General features: G+C 73.6%; 9 protein-coding genes and 1 tRNA gene. 3 read left to right on the forward strand and 7 right to left on the reverse strand.

What is annotated here, in order from left to right; genetic code table 11:
- Nucleotides 1–178 precede the first annotated feature (178 nt).
- The 4 genes from KHA85_RS14615 to KHA85_RS14630 all read right to left on the reverse strand — a co-directional run bounded on the left by KHA85_RS14615 (nucleotide 179) and on the right by KHA85_RS14630 (nucleotide 1,685).
- Nucleotides 179–269: transfer RNA gene (locus tag KHA85_RS14615), tRNA-Ser, on the reverse strand.
- 102 nt (nucleotides 270–371) lie between these two features.
- Nucleotides 372–575, reverse strand: coding sequence for a CsbD family protein (locus KHA85_RS14620; RefSeq protein ID WP_007627815.1), 204 nt, complete (start codon nucleotides 573–575; stop codon nucleotides 372–374).
- Nucleotides 576–699: 124 nt separating this feature from the next.
- A complete protein-coding gene (locus tag KHA85_RS14625; RefSeq protein ID WP_213186361.1) occupies nucleotides 700–1,131 on the reverse strand; it encodes a nucleoside deaminase in 432 nt (143 codons plus the stop codon).
- A gap of 26 nt (nucleotides 1,132–1,157) precedes the next feature.
- Complete coding sequence (locus KHA85_RS14630; protein WP_213186362.1) at nucleotides 1,158–1,685, reverse strand: tRNA adenosine deaminase-associated protein; 528 nt, start codon at nucleotides 1,683–1,685, stop codon at nucleotides 1,158–1,160.
- Between the two features lie 42 nt (nucleotides 1,686–1,727).
- Between KHA85_RS14630 and KHA85_RS14635 the strand changes: the two genes are divergently transcribed.
- Nucleotides 1,728–2,675 (forward strand): prephenate dehydrogenase, encoded by a 948-nt coding sequence (locus tag KHA85_RS14635; protein ID WP_213186363.1) that lies wholly within the window; start codon nucleotides 1,728–1,730, stop codon nucleotides 2,673–2,675.
- Here the strand turns inward: KHA85_RS14635 and KHA85_RS14640 are convergent.
- Both KHA85_RS14640 and KHA85_RS14645 read right to left on the reverse strand, forming a co-directional pair.
- Nucleotides 2,659–3,210: a putative glycolipid-binding domain-containing protein gene (locus KHA85_RS14640; protein WP_007627819.1), complete on the reverse strand. Its 552-nt coding sequence runs from the start codon at nucleotides 3,208–3,210 to the stop codon at nucleotides 2,659–2,661. The genes KHA85_RS14635 and KHA85_RS14640 overlap by 17 nt on opposite strands.
- A 115-nt stretch (nucleotides 3,211–3,325) precedes the next feature.
- Nucleotides 3,326–4,636, reverse strand: coding sequence for a cytochrome P450 (locus KHA85_RS14645; protein ID WP_213186364.1), 1,311 nt, complete (start codon nucleotides 4,634–4,636; stop codon nucleotides 3,326–3,328).
- Nucleotides 4,637–4,783: 147 nt separating this feature from the next.
- Here KHA85_RS14645 and KHA85_RS14650 point away from each other — a divergent pair, with 147 nt between their 5' ends.
- Nucleotides 4,784–5,413 (forward strand): hypothetical protein, encoded by a 630-nt coding sequence (locus KHA85_RS14650; RefSeq protein ID WP_213186365.1) that lies wholly within the window; start codon nucleotides 4,784–4,786, stop codon nucleotides 5,411–5,413.
- Between the two features lie 46 nt (nucleotides 5,414–5,459).
- Nucleotides 5,460–5,999: a PGPGW domain-containing protein gene (locus tag KHA85_RS14655; protein WP_213186366.1), complete on the forward strand. Its 540-nt coding sequence runs from the start codon at nucleotides 5,460–5,462 to the stop codon at nucleotides 5,997–5,999.
- Here the strand turns inward: KHA85_RS14655 and KHA85_RS14660 are convergent.
- On the reverse strand, nucleotides 5,986–6,540 hold a 555-nt coding region (locus KHA85_RS14660), incomplete at its 5' end, for a glycosyl hydrolase family 65 domain-containing protein (RefSeq protein WP_272875173.1). The two genes, KHA85_RS14655 and KHA85_RS14660, sit on opposite strands and share 14 nt — an antisense overlap.

Below are 6,540 nucleotides of genomic sequence, written 5' to 3' on the forward strand. Positions count from 1 at the left end.
AGACGCCATGGCGAGGAGCGGGAGCAGTCGACGCGGACAGGCACAGGGGCGAGACGCCAGGGTCGGTAGCGGCTGCCCGGCGGGGCCGAGGTGGCGGTTGCGGGCCTGGAGCGGCGGCTGGCCCGACCGCGGAAATGGCGAGAGCCCCGGACCTCTCTCGAGATCCGGGGCTCCCCCGTGGCGGTGGCGGTGGGATTTGAACCCACGGTTGGGGGTTACCCAACACAGCATTTCGAGTGCTGCACCTTCGGCCGCTCGGACACGCCACCGCCGATCAGGCTACTGCACGAGGGCCCGCGGAGAAAAATCGGCGCGCCCCGCGCTCCCGGGTTACCGGGGCCCGCCCCGCCGGCGGCGGCGCGGGCGCGCACTCACTTGTCGTTGCCGGTGAGCTTGCTGGCGGCCTCGTTGGCCTTGTCCTTGAGCTTCTCGGCGCCCTGCTTCAGGCCCGCCGCGCCCTGGTCGGCCTGGCCCTCGGCCTGCAGATCGCGGTCGCCCGTCGCGGCGCCCGCCGACTCCTTGGCGCGGCCGCCCAGCTCCTCGGCCTTGTTCGAGAACTTGTCTCCCACTCCCATGTGGTGCTCCTCTCGATCGCGGCGCCGGGGCCCGACGCCTCTCACGACCCACCGTACGGAGACCTCACCGGGGCCTCCACCGCGTGCGGGTCACGATCGGATCACCGGGCGGGGCGGGGCGGCATCAGCGTCGGGCGCGGAAGAAGTCCTCGAGAACAGCCGCGCACTCGTCCTCCAGCACGCCGCCGTACACCTCGGGCCGGTGCACCAGCCGTCGGTCGCGCACGACATCCCACAGCGAACCGCAGGCCCCCGTCCGCGGCTCCCACGCCCCGAACACGATCCGGCCCACCCGCGCCGCGACCGCCGCCCCCGCGCACATCGTGCAGGGCTCGAGCGTCACCACGAGGGTGCAGTCCTCCAACCGCCAGCCGTCACCGAGCACCCTCGCGGCCTCGCGCAGCGCGAGCACCTCGGCGTGGGCGAACGGGTCGCCGTCGGTCTCCCGGCGATTGGTGGCGGCGGCCAACTCGGTGCCGTCCGGGCCGATGACGATCGCGCCGACGGGCACGTCCTCGGGCGGGGTCCCCGCGGCGACGGCCAGCACGCGGCGCACGAGGGCCTCGTTCGCCCGGTGCGCCCTCACGAGTCGGGCAGGTGCCGCTCGAACTCGTCGCCGAACCCCATCCGCTCGGCCACGGACTGCAACTGCTCGTCCGCGTACAGGTCCACCTCGGAGACGATGATCTCGAGTACCCCGGCCGGCAGGCCCATGTCCTCGAGGATCGCCATGTCGCCCTCGCCCCAGGGATCGGTGTCCTCGAGCTCGTCGTCGGTCATGTCGGGGACGTCCACGTTGAGCTCGTCGAGCACGTCGGCGGCGAGGTCGTAGTCCAGCGACGCGGTGGCGTCGGAGAGCATGAGCCGCATGCCGGACGGCCCCGGGCGCAGGATCACGAAGAACTCGTGGTCCACGTCCACCAGCCCGAACGACGGCCCCTCGGCCCGCAGCGCCCGGACCTGCCGCGCGGCGTCGTCGAGACTCGTCAGCGCGGCGTCGTCCAGGCGCGTGACCTGCCACGACCCGCCGTCCTGCACCACCCCGAGCGCGATGCCTGTCACCGAGTCGTCGTCGGAGTCGCGGGCGTGTCGGTCAGAGCTGCTGGCCATGGGCTCAACCGTAGTCTGCTGTGAGAACCTTGTCAGGTGGCGATGACGGCGGACGTGTGCGTGCTCGGGGCGGGTCTGATCGGCGGTTCGCTGATGCGGGCCCTCGGCCCCGAACGGACCTTCGGATGGAACCGTTCCGCCGCAGGCGCCGAGGCCGCCACCGCCGCAGGTTTCGCCGTCACCACCGACCTGCAGGCCACGCTCCGCCGGGCCCGGGAGTCAGATGCCCTCGTCGTCGTCGCCGTCCCCCTCCCCGCCCTCGACGCGGTCCTGGGCGCGGTGGCCGAGCACGCACCCGGCGCCGCCCTCACCGACGTCATCAGCGTCAAGGCGCCCGTCCTCGACGCGGTGCGGCGGCACGGTCTCGGGGCGCGGTTCGTGGGCGGACACCCCATGGCCGGCACCGCCCACTCCGGCTGGGCCGCCACCGACCCGGACCTGTTCCGCGGCGCCACGTGGCTCGTCGCGGCGGACCCGGGCGCCGACCCCGACACGTGGGCGCGGGTCGCGCGGCTAGCGCTGGACAGCGGCGCGAGGATCCTCTCGGCGACGTCGGCCGAACACGACGCGGCGGTCGCCCGGATCTCCCACCTCGGCCACGTCCTCGCCGAGGCGCTCGCGCTGGCCGGCGGACGCGGAGGGGACCTCGCGCTCGCGCTGGCGGCCGGGTCGTTCCGCGACGGCACCCGCGTGGCGGGGACGGCCCCCGACCTGGTGCGGGCCATCTGCGAGCCCAACCGGGACGCGCTGCTGGACGTGCTGGACGACTGCCTGGCCGACCTGCGGGACGCGCGGGCGTCGCTGGCCGAGCGGGGAACGCTGGGACCGCTCGTCGACGACGGGCACCGCGCGCGGCGTGCCTACGAGGAGGCGCAGGCCGGGGCAGGGGCGGCCGGGGAGCCGGTGGAGGTCACGCCGGGCGCCGCGGGGTGGCTCGAGGAGCTGCGCGCGGCCGGGGCGGCGGGCCGGGAGGTCAGGCCCGTCGGCTGAGCCCCGGCACGTCGATGATCATGCCGCCTGCGTCGACCGTCGCGCTGGTCGAGGCGGTCGCCGTGAATCCGTGGACCTGCTCGTCGTCGCTGGACAGGGTCACCGTGTCCTCGGTGACGTCGAGCGTCATGGAATCCACCGAGAGCACGCGCTCCTCCGCGGATCCGGGCTGGGCGTGCAGCCCGAGGCGCCGGATCATGACGCTGGCGAAGAACACGCTGTAGGTGACGTCCACGTCGACCACGCCGTCGCCGCCCACGCGGGACCGGGTGCCGCTCGGATCGTCGAGGAGCCAGGCGCCCTCGTCGTCGCAGGCCAGGTCTATGGACCGCTCGTACTCCTCGGTGCTCACCGTCAGCCCGACCCGGCGCAGGGCCCGATCCGAGCCGATCTCCGCGTCGTACTCGACCGTGAAGGCCACGTGCTCGGGGTGCGCCGCGGAGACGATCCGACCGCGGGCACGCGCGGAATCACCCCTGGGAACGACTCTGACCTGCTCGATCACCCTGCCGGTCTCGGAGATCCACGTGTACATGCAGGGAGCCGAGGCGCGCGGCGCTTCGGGCTGCGAAGAGGGCGTCTGAGAAGCGTTCACACCGACCACGGTAGGAAAATCTTCAGTAAAACGCACATCGATCTCCCCCGCCACCTCAGCGTGGACGCAGGTCCACGCGCGCCCGACGCCAGGGGTACAGCGTCACGTTGCGCGACCGCGGCCACTCCCGCCCGCTGCCGACCGGCTCCAGTCGGTACCTCTCGAGGAGCTGCCGCAGGATGACCTCGCCCTCCATCATCGCGAACGACGCGCCGATGCACCGGCGCGCCCCGCCACCGAACGGCAGCCACTCCGTGGGCGTGGGCACCTCGCCCAGGAACCTTCCGGGGTCGAAGTCGCCGGGCGACGGATAGGTCCCCGGCGAGCGGTGGGCCAGGACGATCGACGGCGACACGGTCACGCCCCGCGGGTAGGTGCGCCCGCCGATCGTGGCCGGTTCCTGCAGCTCCCGCATGACCATGGGCACGACCGGGTGCAGTCGCAGGACCTCCTTGAGCACGGCGTCGAGGTATTCCGCCCCGTCCCCGGCGATCTCGGCGACGCAGCGTTCCTGGACCCGCGGATGGCGGGCCAGCTCGAGCATCGACCACGCCATGGCGGTGGCCGTGGTCTCGTGCCCGGCCGCGACGAGGGTCATGAGCTGGTCGCGCAGCTCCGCGTCCGAGAGCCCCTGCGCGACGGTGGCCGAGGCGCGCACCAGCAGTGCCATGAGGTCCCGCCGCTCCTCGAGCGCCGGGTCGCGCCGGGCGGCCTCGATCTCCTCGCCGAGGAACTCGTGGATGGTCTCGAGGTCGCGCACCTCGCGGCTCCACGGCCACAGCCTGCGCAACGGACCGATCCCGAGGCCGATCATCACGACCGGCCCGGCGTCGACCGCCCGGGCGACGATCGGCCGCATCCGGTCCAGCCGGGCGGAGTCGGTCACGCCGAACACGACCCGCAGGATCACCTCGAGTGTGAGCTGGTTGAGCAGGACGTGCGCGCGGACCCGGCCCGATCGCGGCCACCGGGCCAGCTGCTCGGCGGTCACCTCCTCGACGAGTTCGCGGTAGCCGGCGATCTCGCGCCGCCCGAACGCGGGCGCCAGCAGTCGCCGCGCGCGGGCGTGCTCGTCACCGTCCTGCAGCAGGAGCGAGTGGTCGCCCAGGAGGGGCCGGAGCAGTTCGTTGCCCTTACCGGCGTGGAAGACCGACGGCGAGCCGGCGAACACGTCCTTGACCTGCGCGGGCTCGGAGACCGCGACGACCTTCCGCCCCCGGGGCATGAGATCGAGCGTGAACGGCACCCCGTACCGGCGGGCCGCCGCGGGGAACACGGCCGCGGGGGCGGCGAGGGCGAGCACCGCCTGCAGGAGGCGGGGCGCCCTCGGGCCCGGCGGGAGCCTGTGTGCGACGTCACTGATCATGCGCCCACCGTACGAGCCGCCCGGGCCGGCCGTAGCGGGTTCGCTCCACGATCCGCGCGGTCGTGCACCCCTGTGACACCCGCGGGTCGCCGGACGTTCACCGCGATCGTCACCTCGTCGTCGTCGATCGGGTTTACCCTCGGCCGCATGGCCCTGCTCCCGGTGGACACGGACTCGACGCCCGACGACATCGCCGCCCTCCTCGCCGTGGACGCCGCGGTGCGCGCGGCGGTGGGACTCGAGCACGACCGACCCACCGCCACGGCCCTGCACTGGGCCGGCGCGGAGGGCATGTGGATGGCCCTCCTGCGGCCCGGTGACGGACGCGCCCTGCTCGCCGGCTGGCACCACGAGTTCTCCCTCACCGAGGGCAGCGGGCGCGCCGGCGAGGCCGGCACCGACCTCGTGGGCGACGCACCCGGCTGGTGGCGCCGCGGCGTCGAACACGCGCGGTCCCGGGGCGTGTACCTGGGATTCCTGTACGGCTGGGACGGGTCGCGCTGGTGGAGACTGGACCAGCCCGTCGACGACGGCTTCGACCCCGAACTGTTCCCCGTGACGCGGGCGGCGCTGCGCGACATCATCGACGACCTGGCCGATTCCACGCTCCTCGACGACCCCGACCCTGACGCCGTCGAGGCGCTGCTCGACGCCGGGTCCGGACTCACAGCCGCGCACCTCGCCGCGGTCCTCCACGCCCCCGACGGCTGGCCGGAGGTCGACTTCGAGGCCGGGGCCCGCGCCGCCGACGAGTACCGCTCCACGGTCCCCGCCTGACCCCCACGGCCCCTCTGACGCCCCCGATTTCTGTCACGATGGTCCGGTGAGAAGACTCGGCTACGTCGCGGCCAGGCGCCTCGCCCTGGAGACGCTCGGGTGGACGCTCGTCGTGCTCGGGGTCGCCGCGCTGTTCCTGCCCGGCCCCGGACTGCTCATGCTCTTCGCCGGGACCGTCGTGCTCTCGCGGCAGTACGACTGGTTCGACCGGCGGCTCCTCACGATCAAGCGGCTCGCCATGGAGGGCGCCTCCCACGGGGTCCAGTCGTGGCCCAGGATCGCCGGCTCCGCGCTCGGCGTGGCCTGGCTGATCGGGCTGGGCATCTTCTGGGGCATCGGGGCGGCGGTGCCGGGATGGTGGCCGTTCTCGCCGGACCTGTGGCTGGTCGGCGGGTGGGGCACCGGCGGCACCCTCATCTTCTCGGGGCTCGTGGCGCTGGCGCTGCTCGTCTACGCCTTCCGGCGGTTCCGGGGGAGCCCGTACGACCACGAGGCCGAGGTGGTCCACGACCGTCAGCGGCGCGAGGAGCGTCGCCGGGCGCGCGCCGCACGACGCCACGCCCGCGCCGAGGTCACGCCAGGCTGAACCGTTCCTCCGCACCGACCGCGACCAGCCGCTCCTCACCCGCCACCCGGACGCGCACCGGGGTCGCGTCGATCACGCCATCGCGGTGCCGGATCACCACCTCGTCGCGCGTCACCGTCACGGTGAGCGGGGAGCGCAGGTGGATCACCGAGAACGAGACACCCTCGATCGCCCCCGGCAGGTTCGGCTCCAGGTGGAGCATCCCGCCCTCGGCCCGCATGCCGGCGTAGAAGCGCTGCACGAGGTCGACCGTGCCCGCCATGACCCCCATGTGGATGCCCTCGCGGGTGGTGCCGCCCTGGATGTCGCCCACGTCGCTGCGCAGCGCCACAGTGAACCGCTCCCACGAGGAGTCCGGGTCGAAGCAGGCGAGGACGCCGGCGTGGGTGATGTACGACAGGGTCGACCCGTGCGAGGTCCGGCGGTCGTAGTACTCGATCGTGCGGCGGGCGGCGTCGTCGGGGAACCCGTAGCCGAGCCGGGTGAAGATGCGGCGCAACTCGTCGTCGCCGAACAGGAAAAAGAGCATCACCGCGTCGGC

Origin of the sequence: Dietzia massiliensis, from assembly GCF_018390595.1 — a bacterium.
Taxonomy (GTDB): domain Bacteria; phylum Actinomycetota; class Actinomycetes; order Mycobacteriales; family Mycobacteriaceae; genus Dietzia; species Dietzia massiliensis.